The following is a 19,175-nucleotide window of genomic DNA, read 5'->3' as shown; positions in this document are numbered from 1 at the left end:
GCTTAGCTATTAAGTTTGTTACATTTTTCAGTCTAGCACTGAAATCTAAAGCATATCTTGATTTAGATAGGTAAAATAAAGCAAAACTAATGCCAGTTAATAAAATGTTAACCATATATAGCTGGTAGTTTAACCGACATTAAGTAGAGAAAATACTCAAAGTTTATGGCAAAAAATAAAACAGCATTTGTTTGTAATGAATGTGGACAAGACTTTCCTCGTTGGCAAGGGCAGTGTACTGCATGTAAAGAGTGGAACACGATTACTGAAGTTCGCTTAGGGTCGGTAAAGCCAACGACATCGAGCACGTTTTCTGGCTATGCAGGTGCTGGTCCAAGTGAAGTACAAACATTAAATCAAATTGATTTAAATGAGCTTCCGAGAATCTCAAGTTCATTTACTGAGTTTGATCGAGTATTGGGCGGCGGAATTGTGCCGGGATCGGCAATTCTGATTGGTGGTCATCCTGGTGCAGGTAAAAGTACTTTATTGTTGCAGACGTTGTGTCAACTTGCTCAAACAATGCCAGCACTTTATGTGACTGGCGAAGAGTCTTTGCAACAAGTGGCTATGCGTGCCCATAGGCTTGGATTGCCAACCGATAAGCTGAGAATGCTGTCGGAAACGAGTGTTGAACGTATTTGTGATATCGCAATAAAAGAAAAGCCAAAATTAATTGTGGTGGACTCGATTCAAGTCATGCATATGGCTGATGTTCAATCATCACCGGGCAGTGTGTCACAAGTCCGTGAATCTGCGTCATACCTTACACGTTTTGCAAAGCAAGAAGGCATTGCAGTAATCATGGTTGGCCATGTAACTAAAGATGGTAGTCTTGCTGGTCCTAAAGTGCTTGAACATTGTATCGATTGTTCCGTAATGTTCGAAGGTGACAGCGACAGCCGTTATCGAACACTTCGATCACACAAAAACCGCTTTGGTGCAATTAATGAGCTTGGCGTTTTTGCGATGACAGAACGAGGATTAAAAGAAGTCGCTAATCCATCTGCCATTTTCTTATCTCGCGGGGAAGGGGAGTCATCTGGTTCATTGGTTATGGTGGTTTGGGAAGGTACACGCCCATTGCTAGTAGAACTACAAGTGCTTGTTGATAGTTCAACAATGTCTCATCCGAGACGTGTGGCAGTTGGCATGGATGCAAATCGTCTTGCTATGTTGCTTGCAGTGATGCACAGGCATGGTGGCCTACAAATGTCTGACCAAGATGTGTTTGTAAACGTAGTCGGTGGGGTGAAAGTCAGTGAAACGAGTGCTGATTTAACCTTGCTTTTAGCGATGGTTTCCAGTTTTAGAGGAAATATATTACAAAGTGACATGGTGGCATTTGGCGAAGTGGGACTGTCTGGCGAAATTCGTCCTGTACCCAACGGTCAAGAAAGATTGATTGAAGCAGCAAAACACGGCTTTAAAAAAGCGATCGTTCCAAAGGCTAATGTACCCAAAAGTGGCATTCAAGGCGTGGAGATTATTGGTGTGAACAAGTTACATGAAGCCTTAGATGCACTCTAAATGTAGGAAAAGTTAGCAAGCATAGGCTAATTTGGCATGTTCACGAATAAACTGTGGTAGTTCTCGATGAAGTAAGTCTGAGCTACCACTGTTGAGCTCTATAAGTCTCTTAAGATGACCCATACTATCGACGTCAATATCAACACAACATAAGCCAATGTTGTTATTACCACTGTATACAACTTGAGTTTGCATTGAAATTTCTACATTTGAGTCCATTAACGATAGTGTTAATGTGTATGAAGAATCATTAATTTCAAAACTTTTAGGAAGTTGTATTAATGCGCCATTTAAGCTGATGTCTAAAACTTGCGTCTTCCACAGCTTTGGAAGTTGAACAATTTTTGCTTGAGCATTAAACAGTACCCTAGAAAATTTACGTCTGTCGTTCATCAAGTATCTCCCTACATCATACTAATACTTTACCGAGTTATGGGTAGAAAATATAGCGAATAGTTATAAGGATAGATGATTTTAAAAAGCATGACGAAATTAATCGGCATTCAATTAAATTAATGATTGGAATAGTAACTTAACAGATCTTTCCAAGTAATAATCCCTGACAGTTTCCCTTTTTCAGTAACAGGTAGACAACCTATGTTGTGCAGTAGCATAGTTTTTGATGCATGATTTATTAATGTGCATTCATCAATGCAAATTGGATGTTTGTTCATAACCTGGTGAACCCTCTGTTTCAAAGTATTCAAATCTTTAATCGACTCAGAAAGTGAATCTAGGTGAGGGCTTAGTGCTCTATAAACATCGTGTTTAGATATCACGCCAACAAGTTCGTTTTCTTCTAAGACAGGCAAGTGATGAAAAGGTGCTTGATCAAATATCTCTTTAGCTACCGATAACCGATCGTATAGATCAATCGTTGCAACTCTAGACTGCATGATTTCTTTTACTTGTCTCATACATACTCCTTGCGTGGCATATATTTATATATCGGCTAAGGTTTTAATATCATGAGCTTTATCTCGTATTCGTTTATGTCATTTAACTGTCAAAAACTGCTGTTTTAATTATATGGTTATCTTCAATGGAGCGTCGCAGTGCCTGTAAAAACGCCTTTATCGACATTGTCAGAAAGTCCAGAGCCTGAACAGAATCTTCATACCGCAATCGAGTATTCTCGATTTCTCATAAAAAAGCGCTCAATAACGCCAAATGACGACGGTTGTCAGCGTTGGATAGCAGAAAAACTACAAGCGATTGGTTTTCACATTGAGCATTACCAAAATAATGGTGTAACTAATCTTATTGCCAGTAAGGGGAAAAGAGATTCAAATAAAACATTTGCATTTGCAGGCCACACTGATGTGGTGCCAACGAATCAATTAGAACTTTGGCAAGTCGATCCTTTCAGTGCGTCCATCATTGATGACAAGTTGGTTGGGCGCGGTGCTGTTGATATGAAAACCGCTTTAGCGGCAATGATCGCAGCAATGGAAGACGTTATAAGCCAAGGGCATCAACCTAAAATGCAGTGGCAAGTATTGTTGACCAGTGATGAAGAAGGCGAAGCAGAGTTCGGTACGAAGACCATTGTTGAAACACTCACTGAAAGAGGGGAGTTACCGGACTACTGCCTAGTTGGCGAACCTACCAGTGATGTTCAGACGGGGGATGTGATTAAGGTTGGGCGTCGTGGTTCTATTTCAGGCAAGTTAGAAGTGATGGGTAAACAAGGGCATGTCGCTTATGCAGGAGTGAGTCGTAATGCTATCCATCTAGCGTCTGAAATTATTTATGCTTTAGAGCACATTGATTGGGATCAGGGAAGTGAAGACTTTCCGGGGACGTCATTGCAGGTTACATACATAAATTCCGGTGAGTTCACTGATAACATCGTGCCGGGAAAGTGCGAAATCTGTTTCAATATCCGTTACAGCCATCGATATGAGTTAGAAGATATTCAGCGTACGGTTAAGAAAAAGATAGAATCTTTGCCCATTTCTAAATCTACTATAGATAGCTTACAAATTGATTGGGATCGACACTGTGTACCTTACTTTACCAACAATGTGGAAGAGGACAGTTTGATCTCTGTAGCTGAAACTGCAATTCATCAAGTTTCTGGAATTTTTCCTCGGCTTTCTACTTCTGGTGGAACTTCCGATGGCCGCTTCTTATCGAGTGAAAACACTCAAGTGCTTGAGCTGGGCTTACCCAATAAAACGATTCATCAAGTCAATGAAAGAATCTCAATTCACGAAATCATTAAATTGTATGACATTTACAAACGCATTCTATTAAGCTTTTAATCTTTGTAATGTCTAATTAACACATTTTTTTAGTGGGATTAAAAAGTGTATTGTTAATTGAACAAAGTGAACAAGTTTAGTGACCCTTTCGTAATGAGTTATGCTTCACTAGATGAAAGTACTGGTAATTATAGGTTTTTTAGTTGAATGAGCTGAATGATTACGTCTGTATTGTCGGTTTTTTTATCGTTAGATCAGGAGTATATTGGCTATCATTGTTCAATTGGCAATACTATCTCTAGTCTTAAATAACAAATAGTTATCAACATTTGACTATAAAGCTCTAGTAACGCAGGAGTCGTAAATGATCCTTGATGAAGTTGTTGAGTTATCCCGTTTGCAGTTTGCATTGACTGCTATGTACCATTTTCTCTTTGTTCCGTTGACCTTAGGTTTGTCTTTTATCCTTGCCATCATGGAATCTCTCTATGTCATGACAGATAAAAAGATATATCGAGACATGACGAAATTTTGGGGGAAGTTATTCGGTATTAATTTCGCATTAGGTGTAACAACCGGTATTGCCATGGAGTTCCAGTTCGGGACCAATTGGTCATACTACTCGCACTATGTTGGCGATATTTTTGGTGCTCCTTTGGCACTCGAAGGTTTGATGGCATTCTTCTTGGAATCGACCTTTGTGGGTATGTTTTTCTTCGGTTGGGATCGCCTCTCGAAAAGACAACATCTTGCTGCGACTTGGTTAATGGCATTAGGTACTAATCTATCTGCACTTTGGATTTTAATCGCAAACGGCTGGATGCAAAATCCTGTCGGGAGCGTATTTAATTTTGAAACGATGCGAATGGAGATGACGAACTTTGCACAGGTAATATTTAATCCAGTTGCTCAAGTGAAATTTGTTCACACCGTTGCAGCAGGTTATGTCACTGGTGCTATGTTTGTTCTCGCTATTAGCTCGTATTACATTCTCAAAAAACGCGATTTACCTTTTGCAAGGCGTTCATTTGCAATTGCTGCGAGTTTTGGCATGGCATCCATTTTGTCGGTTATGGTTCTCGGTGATGAGTCGGGCTATGAAGTGGGTGAAGTTCAGCGAGTTAAGCTGGCTGCGATTGAAGCCGAATGGCATACGGATACTCCTCCAGCAGCATTCACGGTTGTTGGTATTCCCGATCAGCAAGCCGAAGAAACGCATTTTGCCGTCAAAATTCCTTACTTAATGGGGATTATTGCAACGCGTAGCTTCAGCCAAGAAGTCACTGGGCTCAAGGATTTAATGAAAGAGCATGAGGCTCGAATTCGCCGAGGTATGAAAGCGTATGCCTTACTTGAGAAGCTTAGGGCTGGGGATAAGTCACCTGAAAACATAAAAGCCTTTAATGAATTTAAGGGCGACTTAGGCTATGGGTTATTGTTAAAACGTTTTACTAATAAAGTTACGGATGCAACAGAAGAACAGATAATGGCGGCCACGAAGGATAGTATTCCTCATGTGGCACCGATATTCTGGTCATTCAGAATAATGGTCGCATTTGGTGTCATTATGCTCATCGTATTTTCTGCGGCATTCTGGCAAAGCACAAAACATAAAATCGCTGAGAAAAAATGGGTGTTGAAGGCCGCTTTATACAGTTTGCCTCTACCGTGGCTGGCCATTGAAGCTGGTTGGTTTGTGGCTGAATATGGTAGGCAACCATGGACAATTTCAGGGATCCTTCCGACGCACATGTCTGCGTCATCATTAAACCCAGGTGATATTTGGTTCAGTATTGCAACGATTACGCTGTTTTATACTGTGTTGCTGATCATTGAAGTTTTCTTAATGAGGAAGTACATAAAAATTGGGCCGAGCAGTTTAAAAACCGGTCGATATCATTTTGAAGATGAACAAAATACGCTGAGTTATAATAAAAAAGCGCAGGAGCATCCACATGTTTGATTATGAAATGTTAAGGCTAATCTGGTGGGTACTGATCGGTGTGCTGTTCATTGGATTTGCGATAACTGATGGCTTCGATATGGGGGTCGGTGCGCTTCTCCCTATTATAGGAAGGGACGATGTCGAACGGCGAGTAATGATCAATACTGTGGCTCCGCACTGGGACGGTAATCAAGTATGGCTGATTACAGGAGCTGGGGCATTATTTGCTGCATGGCCGATGGTCTATGCAGTAGCCTTTTCGGGCTTTTACATTGCTATGATGTTGGTGCTGTTTGCTTTATATCTTCGTCCGGTAGGGTTTGATTATCGTTCTAAAATTGAAGACCCTAAATGGCGTAGTGCTTGGGACTGGGCATTGTTTGTCGGTGGCTTTGTGCCACCACTCATCATCGGCGTAGCATTTGGTAACTTACTGCAAGGTGTTCCATTCACTTTTGATGAGTTTTTACGTGCAACTTATCACGGTAGATTTTGGCAACTGCTTAATTCGTTTGGACTGTTAGCTGGTATTGTTTGTGTGTCTATGTTTATGATGCAAGGGGCTTCATGGCTGCAAATGAAGACCGAGGGGATGTTAAGAAGTAAGGCTGTAACTGCATCCCAAGTAAGTGCGATGGTATTAATCGTCTGTTTTGCAATCGCTGGATATTGGGTCATAAATGGACTTGATGGTTATGTGATTACTTCTAAGCTTTCAACGGATGGAGTGTCTGATCCAAGAGTTAAGCAAGTTGCAATTCAAGCTGGAGCTTGGCTACATAATTACGAGTTGTATCCAATTACGAAACTGTTTCCAATTCTGGGGCTTGTAATGCCTGTTTTGGTTATATTGATGAGTCGCATAAATCGGTCTGGCTGGGCTTTCTTGTTCAGTTCATTAGCGATTGCAATGGTAATATTGACTTGCGGTAGCGCAATGTTCCCATTTGTGATGCCATCATCTTTACAACCGAACTACAGCTTAACAATTTGGGATGCTACGGCCAGCAAAATGACCTTAGGTATCATGACGTTTGCTGCGAGTGTGCTCGTTCCAATCGTAGTGTGCTACACCGTCTGGACGTACATCAAGATGTTTGGGCGCATTGGTCGTAAGGACATTGAAGAAAAATCGACTTCACTCTATTAAGGAGAGCATAGGTATGTGGTATTTCACTTGGATATTAGGCGTTTTACTCGCTTGTGCTTTCGGTATCATCAATGCCTTATGGCTTGAGAATACTGAAAATATGGATAGAGAAACGGACGATGATTAATTAAAGTAGAGCCCTGATTTATTCAGGGCTCTATGTATTTTGCCTTTTTCTTAGGAAGTAGTTTTTTCAAATCCACCAAAACTAGCCCGTCAATACAATCATTAAAGTCAGTATCTACGCCAAAATCTAAGAATTTGACACCACCAGGTTCGCATAATTCCGAATATTGCTTAAACAAAGTAGGTACTGCTACACCTAGCTCAGATAATGTCTGTTTTAAAACCCGAAAATTTGAATTGTAAGTATCTTTATCGTTGGAACTATAGTCATACAAAGTATCGAGACTTTGCTTTAATTCTGTTGGAATCATATAAGGTGACTTTGAGTTCGCTAAACAAATACAAGGTAGAAATTGAGTTTGATAAAAGTGAACTAATAAAACTTTTGCTCGTTCAGGCAGTTGCCCGCTTAATGATACTGGCCCAAAAAGATAGCGATATTGCGGATGCTTCTGTAAAAAGGCACCAATGCCGTACCAAAGATATTCTAAGCTACGCTTTCCCCAGTATTTTGGCTGAACAAAGCTTCGGCCAAGCTCTAGCCCTTTTTCAAAATATGGGCCAAACTCCGATGTATAGTTGAATAAAGATTGACTGTATAACGCTTTTTGACCAACACGTTGATGGACATCATCTACCTTTGCAAAGCGGTAAGCCCCCACGATTTCTAAATCGTTTTTATCCCATAATATTAAGTGGAGATAAAATGGATCGTACTTATCGGTATCACGGCGTTCTCCGGTTCCTTCACCAACAGCTCTAAATGCAATTTCTCGAAGCCTACCGACTTCACGCATAATTGGACTGGAGTCGTTGTGTTCATAAAGGTAAATCAATTTACCGTCAGCAGTTTCACCCAGTTGTTCACATTGATTCAGTGCATGTTGTAGATCTGCTCGAGACTCAGGATGAGCGATTGGACTTTGAGTGTTAAACAACCCCTGGCTATTTCGACCGACACGGTAGAGGTGATTTTTGAGCAGTTTAATTTTCACCTTGAGCGGGAAGTCATTATTTTTAAATGCATCAATAGGAATAAGTTCGCCAATACGAATCGGCATGGTTTTCTTTGACTGTTTGAACATCTCCTTCACCAACATCAATGTAGCTAAAGGCTTATAGATCATCGAAGCGCCATAGAAAGCGGCCGAATTTTTTGCATCGGCAAACATAGGGAGCAGTGGCGCATTACAAGTACAAGCCATTTTATAGAACCCTGATTGCCAACTGGTATCTCTAACACCCTGAGGTCGGAGTCTCGATACCTCACCAGAAGGAAAAATCAATACCGCACCTTCATTTTTTAGATGCTCATGAATTGCGGTTAAATTTTGTTTGGGTGTGCCACCCGTCATGTTTTTCACTGGTAATAGAATATTATGAAGTGGTCCCAGCGCCATAAGAAGGTCGTTAGCGACAACCTTTATGTCACTTCTTACTTTGCTAATGAGCTTAATCATGGCTAGTGCATCAAGCGAGCCAATTGGATGATTAGCGAAGATAACTACACGACCTTCACAGGGAATATTTTCGATTTCAGTATTTGGCACTGAATAGTTGAAATTAAAACTTTCTAATACCTTTTCGACAAAGTCTACGCCTGTTAAATGAGCGTGTTGCAATGCTATCTCATTACACTCTTTTTCGTTTAACAGGTACTTAAGCATTGTTTTCGTCGGTTTGGCCAGCCACGGCTTTTGCTCAATTTTCGGAAGGTTTTCCTTAACTACTTTATCTACAGTGAAAATCATAAGTCTTGTCCCTAAGCAACGTTTTCTTTTGGTTGCTGTTGTTTGTTTTTATTGGGTGATAAAACTTGTAGGGTAGAATCGATTTGCGATAAGACTTGAGTGCAATTCCATTTGTCATCCCACTGAAGTAATTGTAGTTCCCCCAGTTCTGTTTCAGCGATTAAGGTACAATTTTCTATCCAATCACCGTGATTGCCATAAATTACAGCGTCTTGCTGAATTAATTCCGGCTGGTGGATATGCCCACAAAATATGGCATCAACGTTTTGCTGTTTTGCATAACGAATTGCTGCTTGGTGATAGCGCTCGATGGCTTGCTGAGCTTTAGGAACTTTCTTTTTAATGTAACTTGCTAATGACCAATAAGAGTGGCCAAAGCGTTTTCTTAGCCCATGAATAGAACGATTTAAAAAGAGAAGAAAGTCATACAAATGATCGCCCAACTTTGCGTAATATCGGCTTACACAAACTTCTGAATCAAATTGATCACCATGAACCATGAGCAGTTTTTTTCCTGATATCGTGTGATGCAGGAAAAAGGGATGAATCTCAATATTTGCAAAATTGAAATAGTGATAACTCTTTAGTAACTCATCGTGGTTACCCGGTATAAAGATAACGTGAGTATCAGATTGAGCGATTTCGATAATTTTTTGTAGAACTTTGTGATGACTTTCTGGCCAATGTGGCCGTTTCTTTAACGCCCATAAGTCAATAATGTCGCCGACTAAATACAAATTATCGAACGTTGATGTTTGTAGAAGCTGCAATAAAAATTCAGCTTTGCAATCTTTACATCCAAGATGAATGTCGGACAGCCAAAAAGCATGATAATGCTTTGCTTTTAAACTGTTTTCCTGTTCATGTGCTGTACTGCTAAACGTCATTGTTTATCCTAAAGCATGCATTTACACATAAAGGATAGACAGTGAAATTTAAGTTTAAATTAAAATTTTATGACGGAAGAATGACAATAAAAAAGCCCAAACCTTGTGAAGGTTTGGGCTAAAAATAATATTGATTTTTTCGCCTAGAATATCAGGTGCGCAATGCCAGAAATTACTGGTAAAGTAACCAACGTTCTAAGAATGAAAATCATCAATAACTCTAAAAAATTAACAGGGATCTTACTTCCAATTAAAAGTGCACCCACTTCACTCATATAAATCAACTGGCTCACAGACATTGCCGCAATGATAAAGCGTGTCATTTCTGAATCGATGCTAGCAGCTAAAATTGCAGGTAAAAACATATCTGCAAACCCAACAACGATAGTTTTAGAGGCTGCTGTTGCTTCAGGAACTTGCAGTAATTCCAATAAAGGAATAAACGGCTTACCTAAATATTCAAATAAAGGTGTTGTATCAGCAACTACAAGTGCGATAGTACCAATGGCCATTACGATTGGTAAAACACCAAACACCATGTCAATGACGTTTTTGAAGCCTTCTTCAAAAAACTGTTTCACATTTGGGGCTTTTTCAGCTTTTTTCAAAGCAAGTTCATAACCCCAAGAAAGAGAGCTTCTTCCTGCTGGAACAACATCATCATCTTTCAATCTTTCTTGACCGTTGATGAAAATGTCTTTCTTACGAGAAAGAGGTGGTAGTTTCGGGACAATCAGCGCTGCTGAAATACCTGCTGCACACACAGTTAAATAAAATGGTAAGAAGTAAGCACCCAATCCAACTTGCTCAATGACCACTAAGCAGAAGGTGATAGATACTGCAGAAAATGTGGTTGCAATAACGGCAGCTTCTCTTTGAGTAAAGGTATTATTTTCATACTGCTTAGCCGTCATCAGAATGCCAACACTACCATCACCAAGCCAAGATGTAATACAACCAATAGCACTGCGACCTGGCAGCTTAAACACAGGGCGCATAATTTTAGTGAGTAATGCGCCTGCAATTTCCAAAAGCCCAAAGTTCAATAGTAAAGGCAGCAATAAACCTGCAATTAAGAACACTGAAAAAAGCACGGGCAGTAAGTCATGGAAAACTAACCCGCCAGTGTCAGGACTTCTAAGTGCTTCAGGGCCAAACTCAAAAAAGTTCATTGCAATGAATACTGAGCCAAGAGCTCGGGTTGCAGTCCAGAACCAGTTTGGGTTAAGCAGTTCATTTAAAAAGTGATGATTCGTAACGACTTTAGGCTTAATCAACTTTATTAATATCGTAACTATGCCCATACCCATGACCACAAAAGCAATGAGTGGTAGTGCAATATGCTTGAATTCACTTTGGATTAACTTGGCAACTACTGCGATAGGGATCGTATAGCTGTCACCGTGCCCAACTGGAGTCATGAATAAAAATAACCCCAGCAAAGATGGAAGCAAGAAGGTTAATATCGTTTTGATGTTATGTTTTTGTTTTTTTTCTTCCACAATTGAAGCCTCAAAACAAGAATTAAGATTTGGAAGTTGACTTAGAACACCTTCCACTAAATATGCAATCGCCCACTTTTGTTATGTACAGAAGTGAGCGATAGAGTATGCGTGCAGATTACCGATATAATCTTCAGCTGTAAATTGATTCACTCAGATTTTTATTATGAGTGAGATATTATTCATAAATTTTGTTTAAACCTGCATTTCGTTTGAGTTTTAAAGACTCTTTAATGAACGCATTGTAGAGTTTAAGTTAACTAAACGTGTCTCTGAGCCCACGAGCTTTGCTGGCATTGTTACTCACGTCAATGGCTGAGCTTTCAATGTGATTTAATGCTTCAACGTTTTCTGTACTTAGCTCAGAGATTTGATTCATATTACAAGCCAGTTCAGTGACTACTTGATTTTGTTGACTTGAAGCAACGGCATTCTGCTCTGCGAACTCGCTCACTTGTAAGATCCCTTGATATACCTCTCCAACTTTATCGGCAGACTGCTGAATGGCTTCTGCACAGTCGTTCGCTTGTTGTTTTGATTGTTCCATTTGTAGGGCCCAATCCTTTAGCATACTGAACATTTTATCAACGCTCTGTGAAATGCTGCTGGTGGATACTCTCGTGCGACTGGATAACGCTCGAACTTCGTCTGCAACCACTGCAAATCCTCGTCCTTGTTCTCCTGCTCTAGCAGCTTCAATTGCCGCATTTAATGCAAGTAAGTTAGTTTGCTCTGCAATCGCATCAATTTCAGACATTGCATTGGCAACGTGTTCAGCTTCTTCGTTTAACTGAGCGGCATTATTTGCAGCATCTGACACAGCGTGAGATAGAGCCTGAATATGTTCACTGTTTTGCATCATATTTGAATTAGACTCCTGACAGCGTTCACTTGCAGCGTGAATTTGCTCAGAGGTTGCTTTTGCATTATCAGTGATTTCACTAATGGTACATTTGAGTTGCTCGATAGCTGTTGCAACTTGCTCAACTTCTTGTTTTTCTTGCTCGATACTTTGATGAGCTTGTTGTGTTGTAGTAACGAGCTGTCCTGCGATAGTTTGTAATTGATCTGCCTGATCTTGTGTTCTGCCTAAAATACTGTGCATTTTCGCTTGTTGCAGTAACAACTGAAAACTCAGAATCGAAGACGTATCGTTGCCGCTGTAGATCAATCTACTCACTGAATCGAATTCTTGTTGCATTTCCATTAATCGTTTTGGAATTCGAAATGCCTCGTCATAAAATATAGCCAGATTGAGTCCCATCAATAGGCTACCGGCAATGATGACTGGCCAACCCCAAAAATAACCTGTTATCGCTAAACCTAAAGTGGCTAAAACACCTGAAAGTATTCTTTTTTGGTTAAGGCTGATACCGCTTTTTAGAGGTTTATTTTGATTAAGCCTCGTATAGATGGCTTCGGCTTTCGAAACGTACTTTGGTTTGGGCATGGTCCGTACGGATTGGAAACCGATGATACTTCCTTTATCAAAAAGAGGTGTTACAAAGGCATCAACCCAATAGTAACTACCTTGCTTCGAGCGGTTTTTGACAATACCACGCCAAGATTTTCCTGATAGAAGTGTTGTCCACATTTCTTTAAATGCGGCTTTAGGCATATCTGGATGGCGGATTAAATTATGAGGCATACCGATAAGTTCGGCTTCACTATAGCCTGAGACCTCAATAAACCTTTGGTTTACGTAGGTAATATTGCCTTGTTTATCCGTCGTTGAAATTAATTCATCACCAGGAGCTAGACGAATTTCCCTTTCAGAGGCTTTAAAACTGTTTGTGTTTATATCCATAGTTACTGCAGGCTATTTTTTAATTATTAGAGCTGAAAACGTGCGTATGTTAACACTAACGAAAACGCTAAAGTCGATCTGGGTCAAGTTTTTGTTGTTACTGATTATCAATTGCGACTATAAATAAGAAAACTGAATTCATAAATGGGTCATTGATGAAGAGAGTGTTAAGTTTGCCTGCGCTAACACTGTTTGGTTTAGCATATATGTCACCGTTAGCGGCCTTCGTGACTTACGGGATTGTTGCAAAACTCACCGTAGGTCATCTTTCTACCGCTTATTTAGTAACTTTGATCGCTATTTTATTTACAGCCATCAGTTACGGGAGAATGTCTAAGGCGATACCTGCATCTGGTTCTGCTTATATCTATACAAGAGAGAGTTTTGGGCATTTAATCGGTTTTATCGTTGGTTGGACATTACTGCTCGATTATTTGTTTGCTCCCATGATCAGTTATCTCGTCATTGGTATCTATTTACAAGATTACTTTCCAAGTATAGATAGTGCTGTTTGGATATGTTTGTCATCGGCAATTGTGTGTTTACTTAATTTGCTGGGTATTAAACTCGTAACAAAAGTGAACTTGGTACTCGTCGGTTTACAGTTAATCTTCGTCTTATTGTTTATTGGTTTATCCGTGGTGATTTTGCTCAATACTCCAGAGCCAATCGACTATTTAAAACCGTTTTATGAACCTCAAATGAAATTGTCACTCATTATCAGTGGCTCTGCTATTTTATGCTTAGCATTTCTTGGCTTCGAATCTGTTTCTACGCTGGCTGAAGAAGCTATTGAGCCAGAAAAAACTGTTCCTAAAGCAATTATTCTTTGCACAGTCTTCAGTGGGCTTCTCTATATTCTCGTTGCTTATTTCGGCCAATTGGTATTCCCCCACTGGCCTGATAATGTTAACCCAGAAATTGTAAGTTTGAAGCTGGTTACCTTCATTGGAGGGGAGCGGTTTAATACGTTTTATATCGTGATGTCAGTTGTTGGTTGTATCTCGTGCGCAATGGCATCATTAGCCAGTGTTAGCCGAGTATTATACGCAATGGGCAGAAGCAATATATTGCCAAAACAATTCGGATATTTAAGTAAAACTTACCAAACACCTTGGCTAGCGATCATAGTTGTGTCGATGGCATCTTTAATTTCGATTGGGATCAGCTTAGAGCTAGCATCGAGTATGATCAGTTTTGGTGCACTCACTGCTTTTACTTTTGTAAACTTGTCGGTGATAAAGCATTACTATTTTAAGCAAGAAGAACGGCATTGGTTTCAAAATATGTTCATGCCGATTATGGGGTTCTTATTAACCATATGGTTGTGGTTATCATTGTCTAAAATGTCAATTATTGTTGGACTGTGTTGGTTATGTTTCGGGGGGATTTATTTGGTAGTGCGGCTCAAGAGAAATATTAATTTCAGCATTTCTAACTTTGAATAAGAAAAAATGACTATCTAACTCAAAATGAATATTTGCTAATTCATGTAGTCTTACTATGTTAACGATATCAGAGTAATTTTTTCCTAATAAATTCCTAGGTTGATGCTATGAAGAGAGTCCTGAGCGTAACGGATTTGACGGTTGCAGGTATTGCTTACATGACGCCGGTAACGGTTTTTACCACCTATGGAATCGTAACTGTTGGGACCGATGGGCATGTAGCTGCAGCCTATTTAGTGACATTGTGTGCCATCATGTTCACTGCAATAAGTTATGCCAGAATGTCGAAAGCAATTCCAGCGTCAGGATCTGCTTATACATACATCAGCCATACTTTTGGAGGTGGTTTAGCCTTCATCGTTGCTTGGGCATTGCTGTTAGATTATATGTTATTGCCAATGGTTAATTATTTAGTCATTGGTTTATACCTTCCTGAATACTTATCTTTTCTTCCTAGTGCGTTTTGGATTATTGCTAGTATCATTTTAGTAACCGTTCTCAACCTTATAGGTATAAAGCTAGTCACTAGAGTGAATGTGATTCTAATTGGGCTGCAAATACTATTTATTATCACTTTTTGTGCTTTAGCCATCAATGAGCTTTCAATATCAGGACAGCAAATTGATTATCTCGCTCCATTTTACTCTTCAAATATGAATATACCTGCTGTTGTTGGTGGTGCAGCGATTTTAAGTTTTTCTTTTCTAGGGTTCGATTCAGTTTCTACTTTGGCTGATGAAGCCAAACATCCTAAAAAAGACGTACCGAGAGGTATCATCTATTGCACATTAATTTGTGGGGTTTTATATGTGATTGTTGCTTATTTAGGACAGCTGGTTTTTCCTAATTGGCATCTGTTTAATGATCCAGACACAGCCAGTTTACAGCTCAATCAAACCGTAGGTGGTATGCGCTTAAACGAGCTTTATATTTTTATTTATATGTTTGGCTTATTTTCAAGTGCACTTGCTTCTCAAGCAAGTGTTAGCCGAATTTTATATTCTATGGGGAAGAGTGGTGCGTTACCTAAAATTTTGTCATTGCAAAATAAAAAATATGAAACACCAACGTTTGCTATTTTACTCGTATCATTTGTGTCACTGAGTGCATTGTCTTTGAGTTTGGAACTAGCCTCGAGCATTATAAGCTTTGGTGCCCTAGTCGCCTTTTCGTTTGTTAACCTCGCAGTAATCAAACATTTTTATATCGATAATCAACAGCAGCAGTTAATAAAAAATGGACTCGTGCCTTTAATTGGTTTTTTAATGACAGTATGGCTATGGACGCAGCTATCGGGAGAAGCTTTCGAAGTTGGGTTACTTTGGTGCATGTTCGGTGTTGTTTACTTACTTGCATTAACGAAGTGGTTTTCAGTGAGAGCCCCTAAAGCGAAACTTGAGGGGCAGTAAAAGACTTTTTATTCTATTTTAATTGTTTTCAAATCCGGCTTCGCCGTACCAGTAGCCGTTACATGGGTTAGCAGGGGGCGGAATGGGTTGACCAGCGATCAAAGCTTCAGCAATCTCAATGGTATTTTTTCCTGTTGGCGAAACTCTAAAGTGAGTCACTCCCATTTGTTTCATTACTTCAATTTCGTTGCTTAGGTCAGTACAGGCTGCAGCTTGAGTTTGAATACCATTAAGACGCAATAGTGGCTCGTCTTCCTGTGTCTGTGCAAGCAAGCCTTTAGGGTACTCAATACACACCGTCTCACAATTATCTTTAGCAATACCTTTATGTTTTGCGGTAAAACAACGAGCGGAGTATGCCAATGGAGAATGGCCATAACCAAACACTTCAATACCCAAAGGTATGTCACCTTCGCGAGAGTCAATAACTTTGCTGAGCCAATCTTTAGATAATTCGACAGGCATGACGAAGCGTTCCATACCCCAACTCTGCATTTTATGTAAACTGGACAGGTTATAGTTGTTGATACTCGGACCACAAACAAACGGAATGTTATTTTCTTTTGCTACATATACGGCCGCTACATCGTTCGCTTCGATTTTAAAGCCGCAGGTTTCAATCTGACGTTTTAACTCAGTATACTCAGAAGGTGTTTCCAATAAGGCTAATGTAGAGAGGTAAACTTCTTTACCCGCATCCTTAAGCATTGTTGCTAGTTCAAGATAGTCCTTAAATTTGAGTTCTCTACGACGAGTACATACCGCTTCCCCCAAGTACACTACTGGGATATTACTTTCTGCTACTTGACGGTAGAAATCGAATACTCGTTCTTTTGACCAAAAATAAAGAAGTGGTCCTAAACTGATTTGCATGTGTTTTATCTCCGTCGTCTTTATTGCCAAGTGCGCTCATAAGCGCCAAGCGTTGTAGTCTGACCTTCTGATACTTTGTTTAAAGCTGCGTTCCACTCACGTTGTGTTTCATAACCGGCAGGATTATCAAGATAAGCATCAATCGCATTACGCCAAACTCGAGTTACTTGCTCAACATAAGCAGGACTACGCTGGCGGCCTTCAATTTTTAGTGAAACGATTCCGGCCTTTCCAAGCTCAGGAAGTAAAGAAAGCGTGTTCAAACTAGTGGGAGACTCCAGCATATATTCTGTATCACCATTATCTTCTGCAACATACTTGCCTTTGCAAACAACGGGGTATCCCATTTGCTCGTCTTTACCTGATTGATCAATCAATACATTATTGAGTTTAGTTAACTGCTGGCCGTCTTTTTCTTCCCAACGAACATGTTGTGCTGGTGAGCAACTACCGCCAGTATTAGGTGATTGGCCTGTAACATAAGAGGAAAGGTGACAGCGACCTTCTGCCATAATGCATAAGCTACCAAAAGCAAACACTTCAAGATCAACAGGTGAAACTTTCGCTAGATCTCGAACTTGCTTCATTGAAAGCACTCTGGGAAGAACAGCTCGTTCAATATTAAATTCTTCCTTATACAAGCTTAAAGCGCCAAGGTTGGTAGCACTTGCTTGAACTGAAAGGTGCAATGGTAGTTGTGGATGCCGGCTGTGAGCATAATCAAGTAGAGATAAGTCAGCCATGATTAACGCATCAACACCTAAATCAGCGGCCATATCGATAGCTTGATACCAACGGCCTTCTTCAGTCGGTTTTGGAAAGGTGTTGATCGTTAGAAATATTTTTCTATTCTGATTATTAGCAATAGATACGGCTTGCTGCAGCTTTTTAGGACTAAAGTTCAACCCTGCAAACGAGCGAGCATTGGTATCATCTTTTAAGCCTAAATAAACCGCATCTGCCCCTGCATTGAATGCGGTTTTAAGTGCCGCCAGATTTCCAGCTGGGCAAAGCAATTCCATAGTAAATCTCTCAAGTATTAATTTTGATGGAAGTTTACTGATATTTGTTTTACCAAGAATTGATGTAGAACAGGTTTAAAGTGATAAAGCTTGATTAGAATACTGTGATATAAAAACTTAAGGTGAACGAAAATGTTTGCAAAGATTCCTGCTCCAGCAGCAAAACATATTCTAAATAAAATTCCCACAGTGGCTCAACTGAGTTTAGCTATTGTTCCTTTTTCATTAAAAGCAAAAGCAATTACTGAATTACTCAAGGTAATATTAAAGGAGCAAATGGAAGACGAGGAACTCGAGTTCTTGAAAGATAAATGGGTGAGAATTGAAGTCACCGATTTTAATTTGAAATTTGAAGTAAGTTTCGATAAAGAGTGGTGTGTAAGAGAGCCCCAGCAAGCAGATGTTACTTTTTCAGCTGACTCTGCATCACTCATTAAAGTTGCAGCAGCAAAAGAAGATCCAGATACACTATTCTTTCAACGCCAATTACAAATTAAAGGTGATACAGAGCTAGGCCTAGAAGTAAAGAACTTACTTTTAAGTATTGAACTGGACGAAATGCCCAAGCTAATGAAAGCATCTGTCGATAAACTTGCTTATACCGTAGAAGTTCTTGAAACAAAAAGTCGTCAAATAGCATCATAACTTAAGAACTAGAGACGATGAGTGCTACCACGCAGCAATTTTCGAATATTACAGCATCGTATTTATTGTAGTAGAGTGGAGATGAGGACGAAGTGCTTATTTGAGTTGGTTTCACTTGCAAGTATCCTGATTGAATTAAGAATGAAGGTTAGGTCTTCCCTTATACATTCTTAGAACCAGAGTTACTGAACCTTCAACCATTATTTTTTACAAAAAGCATCTATTCGTTGTTGCTCTTGCTTAATAGATGCTTGTCTTTGTTCCTCTGTCAAAGCAACAGGCTCTGTGGAGTCATTGGTTTGTTGCAGTAATCGAGTGTGAGTTTGCAGTAACTTTAAATTATGAGTTGCACGGTTACAGATTTCCTTTGATTGAAGCGAGTTGGAAATGTCTGTATTTACAGCCTGTTCTTGAGAGTCTTCTTTTAAACGCTTTGGAACTATCGTACCAATCTTCTTCGGTCGTAGTGTTTTAGCATCAATTTGTTCCGATTGAACCCCAGTTGGCTCCTGATTACTGTAGTGGGTAACGCCATTATTATCTACCCACTTATATATATAGGTAATGTTAGCTGTCGTTCCGCTTAAAATGCCTGTGAGTAAAATATAAGTGGAAAGGACCATGAGTAGCTCCGAATATAAAGTTTCTATATTCATAATGTAGCTAAATATCAGATAAAACTAAATAAAATCTTGGTCTTAGCAGCATGTGAGTCATTAAATATATTACTAACATTAATTTTTATTAATAAAAAACCTAGTTAACTCATGAGCTTAGTTGTGTATGATGTCTCTCTGCCTCGATTGAAGTAGTAAATTAGAGGTGATAAAAAGGCCATTGTGATCGTTAATTGTGCGAACGAGTTTTTTTTTC

Annotated in this window: 17 protein-coding genes; 8 read left to right on the top strand and 9 right to left on the bottom strand. The window is 39.6% G+C overall.

The genetic code is table 11. The annotated features are described in order from the left end of the window. Positions 1 to 165 precede the first annotated feature (165 nt). Complete coding sequence (radA, locus tag AC1EU2_RS10005; protein ID WP_480298146.1) at positions 166 to 1,530, top strand: DNA repair protein RadA; 1,365 nt, start codon at positions 166 to 168, stop codon at positions 1,528 to 1,530. 12 nt (positions 1,531 to 1,542) lie between these two features. On the opposite strand, the gene AC1EU2_RS10000 is transcribed toward radA, so the two are convergent. Together AC1EU2_RS10000 and AC1EU2_RS09995 are read right to left on the bottom strand one after the other, a co-directional pair. Next, positions 1,543 to 1,923, bottom strand: a complete 381-nt coding sequence (locus AC1EU2_RS10000) for a PilZ domain-containing protein (protein WP_480298145.1) — start codon at positions 1,921 to 1,923, stop codon at positions 1,543 to 1,545. A gap of 119 nt (positions 1,924 to 2,042) precedes the next feature. Next, complete coding sequence (locus AC1EU2_RS09995; RefSeq protein ID WP_480298144.1) at positions 2,043 to 2,447, bottom strand: CBS domain-containing protein; 405 nt, start codon at positions 2,445 to 2,447, stop codon at positions 2,043 to 2,045. Between the two features lie 138 nt (positions 2,448 to 2,585). On the opposite strand from AC1EU2_RS09995, the gene dapE reads away from it, so the two are divergent. From dapE to cydX, 4 genes are all read left to right on the top strand, one after another. After that, the gene (dapE, locus tag AC1EU2_RS09990) at positions 2,586 to 3,797 is read left to right on the top strand and encodes a succinyl-diaminopimelate desuccinylase (protein ID WP_480298143.1); all 1,212 of its coding nucleotides are present in this window, start codon (positions 2,586 to 2,588) and stop codon (positions 3,795 to 3,797) included. Between the two features lie 304 nt (positions 3,798 to 4,101). Beyond that, positions 4,102 to 5,700: a cytochrome ubiquinol oxidase subunit I gene (locus tag AC1EU2_RS09985; protein ID WP_480298142.1), complete on the top strand. Its 1,599-nt coding sequence runs from the start codon at positions 4,102 to 4,104 to the stop codon at positions 5,698 to 5,700. Further along, positions 5,693 to 6,832: a cytochrome d ubiquinol oxidase subunit II gene (cydB, locus tag AC1EU2_RS09980; protein WP_480298141.1), complete on the top strand. Its 1,140-nt coding sequence runs from the start codon at positions 5,693 to 5,695 to the stop codon at positions 6,830 to 6,832. Before AC1EU2_RS09985 ends, cydB begins: the two co-directional genes overlap by 8 nt. A 13-nt stretch (positions 6,833 to 6,845) precedes the next feature. Further along, positions 6,846 to 6,959 carry a cytochrome bd-I oxidase subunit CydX gene (gene cydX, locus AC1EU2_RS09975; protein WP_480298140.1) on the top strand — a complete coding sequence of 38 codons (114 nt, stop codon included), beginning with the start codon at positions 6,846 to 6,848 and terminating at the stop codon, positions 6,957 to 6,959. A gap of 22 nt (positions 6,960 to 6,981) precedes the next feature. Here the strand turns inward: cydX and olsF are convergent, their stop codons facing one another. From olsF to AC1EU2_RS09955, 4 genes are all read right to left on the bottom strand, one after another. Then, positions 6,982 to 8,709, bottom strand: coding sequence for a bifunctional ornithine lipid synthase OlsF (olsF, locus tag AC1EU2_RS09970; protein ID WP_480298139.1), 1,728 nt, complete (start codon positions 8,707 to 8,709; stop codon positions 6,982 to 6,984). A gap of 11 nt (positions 8,710 to 8,720) precedes the next feature. Then, positions 8,721 to 9,596, bottom strand: a complete 876-nt coding sequence (locus AC1EU2_RS09965; protein WP_480298138.1) for a UDP-2,3-diacylglucosamine diphosphatase — start codon at positions 9,594 to 9,596, stop codon at positions 8,721 to 8,723. Between the two features lie 143 nt (positions 9,597 to 9,739). Further along, on the bottom strand, positions 9,740 to 11,098 hold the full coding sequence (locus AC1EU2_RS09960) for a YjiH family protein (RefSeq protein WP_480298137.1): 1,359 nt from the start codon (positions 11,096 to 11,098) through the stop codon (positions 9,740 to 9,742). A 256-nt stretch (positions 11,099 to 11,354) separates the two neighbouring features. Continuing rightward, positions 11,355 to 12,905 carry a methyl-accepting chemotaxis protein gene (locus tag AC1EU2_RS09955; RefSeq protein WP_480298136.1) on the bottom strand — a complete coding sequence of 517 codons (1,551 nt, stop codon included), beginning with the start codon at positions 12,903 to 12,905 and terminating at the stop codon, positions 11,355 to 11,357. 155 nt (positions 12,906 to 13,060) lie between these two features. Here AC1EU2_RS09955 and AC1EU2_RS09950 point away from each other — a divergent pair, with 155 nt between their 5' ends. Both AC1EU2_RS09950 and AC1EU2_RS09945 read left to right on the top strand, forming a co-directional pair. Then, entirely contained in the window at positions 13,061 to 14,353 is a 1,293-nt protein-coding gene (locus tag AC1EU2_RS09950; RefSeq protein WP_480298135.1) for an APC family permease, read from the top strand. A 107-nt stretch (positions 14,354 to 14,460) separates the two neighbouring features. Continuing rightward, the gene (locus AC1EU2_RS09945; protein WP_480298134.1) at positions 14,461 to 15,762 is read left to right on the top strand and encodes an APC family permease; all 1,302 of its coding nucleotides are present in this window, start codon (positions 14,461 to 14,463) and stop codon (positions 15,760 to 15,762) included. An 18-nt stretch (positions 15,763 to 15,780) separates the two neighbouring features. Here AC1EU2_RS09945 and AC1EU2_RS09940 read toward each other — a convergent pair whose 3' ends face one another. Then, positions 15,781 to 16,635 carry a U32 family peptidase gene (locus tag AC1EU2_RS09940; RefSeq protein WP_480298133.1) on the bottom strand — a complete coding sequence of 285 codons (855 nt, stop codon included), beginning with the start codon at positions 16,633 to 16,635 and terminating at the stop codon, positions 15,781 to 15,783. Positions 16,636 to 16,655: 20 nt separating this feature from the next. Then, positions 16,656 to 17,657 (bottom strand): ubiquinone anaerobic biosynthesis protein UbiU, encoded by a 1,002-nt coding sequence (gene ubiU / locus AC1EU2_RS09935; protein WP_480298132.1) that lies wholly within the window; start codon positions 17,655 to 17,657, stop codon positions 16,656 to 16,658. 132 nt (positions 17,658 to 17,789) lie between these two features. On the opposite strand from ubiU, the gene ubiT reads away from it, so the two are divergent. Beyond that, positions 17,790 to 18,302, top strand: coding sequence for a ubiquinone anaerobic biosynthesis accessory factor UbiT (ubiT, locus tag AC1EU2_RS09930; protein ID WP_480298131.1), 513 nt, complete (start codon positions 17,790 to 17,792; stop codon positions 18,300 to 18,302). A 200-nt stretch (positions 18,303 to 18,502) separates the two neighbouring features. Here ubiT and AC1EU2_RS09925 read toward each other — a convergent pair whose 3' ends face one another. After that, complete coding sequence (locus tag AC1EU2_RS09925; protein WP_480298130.1) at positions 18,503 to 18,925, bottom strand: DUF4124 domain-containing protein; 423 nt, start codon at positions 18,923 to 18,925, stop codon at positions 18,503 to 18,505. Between the last annotated feature and the right edge of the window lie 250 nt (positions 18,926 to 19,175).

It is taken from the genome of Parashewanella sp. 2304DJ23-3, from assembly GCF_056591695.1.
The sequence above is the reverse complement of the archived record's forward strand: the minus strand, read 5'-3'. Positions and strand labels throughout refer to the sequence as shown.

What these genes read in the sequence shown, in the direction of transcription:
- radA (WP_480298146.1), top strand. Translation starts at nt 166, where the DNA reads ATGGCAAAAAATAAAACAGCATTTGTTTGTAATGAATGTGGACAAGAC.
- ubiU (WP_480298132.1), bottom strand. Translation starts at nt 17,657, where the DNA reads ATGGAATTGCTTTGCCCAGCTGGAAATCTGGCGGCACTTAAAACCGCA.
- cydB (WP_480298141.1), top strand. Translation starts at nt 5,693, where the DNA reads ATGTTTGATTATGAAATGTTAAGGCTAATCTGGTGGGTACTGATCGGT.
- ubiT (WP_480298131.1), top strand. Translation starts at nt 17,790, where the DNA reads ATGTTTGCAAAGATTCCTGCTCCAGCAGCAAAACATATTCTAAATAAA.
- AC1EU2_RS09985 (WP_480298142.1), top strand. Translation starts at nt 4,102, where the DNA reads ATGATCCTTGATGAAGTTGTTGAGTTATCCCGTTTGCAGTTTGCATTG.
- AC1EU2_RS09945 (WP_480298134.1), top strand. Translation starts at nt 14,461, where the DNA reads ATGAAGAGAGTCCTGAGCGTAACGGATTTGACGGTTGCAGGTATTGCT.
- AC1EU2_RS09925 (WP_480298130.1), bottom strand. Translation starts at nt 18,925, where the DNA reads ATGGTCCTTTCCACTTATATTTTACTCACAGGCATTTTAAGCGGAACG.
- AC1EU2_RS09995 (WP_480298144.1), bottom strand. Translation starts at nt 2,447, where the DNA reads ATGAGACAAGTAAAAGAAATCATGCAGTCTAGAGTTGCAACGATTGAT.
- AC1EU2_RS10000 (WP_480298145.1), bottom strand. Translation starts at nt 1,923, where the DNA reads ATGAACGACAGACGTAAATTTTCTAGGGTACTGTTTAATGCTCAAGCA.
- cydX (WP_480298140.1), top strand. Translation starts at nt 6,846, where the DNA reads ATGTGGTATTTCACTTGGATATTAGGCGTTTTACTCGCTTGTGCTTTC.
- AC1EU2_RS09965 (WP_480298138.1), bottom strand. Translation starts at nt 9,596, where the DNA reads ATGACGTTTAGCAGTACAGCACATGAACAGGAAAACAGTTTAAAAGCA.
- AC1EU2_RS09950 (WP_480298135.1), top strand. Translation starts at nt 13,061, where the DNA reads ATGAAGAGAGTGTTAAGTTTGCCTGCGCTAACACTGTTTGGTTTAGCA.
- AC1EU2_RS09940 (WP_480298133.1), bottom strand. Translation starts at nt 16,635, where the DNA reads ATGCAAATCAGTTTAGGACCACTTCTTTATTTTTGGTCAAAAGAACGA.
- olsF (WP_480298139.1), bottom strand. Translation starts at nt 8,709, where the DNA reads ATGATTTTCACTGTAGATAAAGTAGTTAAGGAAAACCTTCCGAAAATT.
- AC1EU2_RS09955 (WP_480298136.1), bottom strand. Translation starts at nt 12,905, where the DNA reads ATGGATATAAACACAAACAGTTTTAAAGCCTCTGAAAGGGAAATTCGT.